This is a genomic window from Vibrio sp. 1580 (assembly GCF_033340055.1).
In genome coordinates, this window is record NZ_JAWOVT010000360.1 from 1 (window position 1) to 652 (window position 652).

The following is a 652-nucleotide window of genomic DNA, read 5'->3' on the forward strand; positions in this document are numbered from 1 at the left end:
ATGAGCATCAAGCTGGCGGTGGTTGAGGCTGGTTGTGCGCGTTTTCGAGCGATTACGCTGACATCTATCACGACCTTTGCGGGTGTATTGCCTATTATGTTCGAAACCAGTCTACAAGCACGTTTCGTAATACCAATGGCCGTCGCTTTGGGCTTTGCTGTGCTGTATGCCACAGTCCTGACGTTGGTGTTAGTGCCTTGTCTGTATCTAATGCTTGAAGATATTAAAAACATCTTTCGAGCGATTAAGCGCTTCTTCCAGCGTGTCATTGGTCGTTTTAGAAAATCGTCAGTATCTTCAGATATTTCTGCGAATACATCGAACTAGCATCTCTTGTCTTAATAAAAAAGCAGCCTTCGGGCTGCTTTTTTTATGCCGAGGATTTAGGCCTGAATGACTTTAGATGAATGTTTGAGGCGCACGTTTTGAGCCGATAACTGTGAGGAGAAATGGCGCTCTATACTATAGATTAACTGAATGAAATTGGCTGTTGGATTTGCTTGGTTAATTTAACACTTGGGGTGCGAAATTTACCATGCTGATATAAATATAAAAATGAAAAATTTATTAAGTTATTGAATTTAAAGGATTAAAAAGTTGGCATCGTATGTGCAATATCTAAATTGTAACCAAAATGAACTGCTAATCCTCA

The 652-nt window shown here is 40.0% G+C and carries 1 protein-coding gene; it reads left to right on the top strand.

What is annotated here, in order from left to right:
• The coding region (locus tag R7093_RS26010) for an efflux RND transporter permease subunit (protein ID WP_318147118.1) at positions 1-327 on the top strand (327 nt) is incomplete at its 5' end.
• Positions 328-652 lie beyond the last annotated feature (325 nt).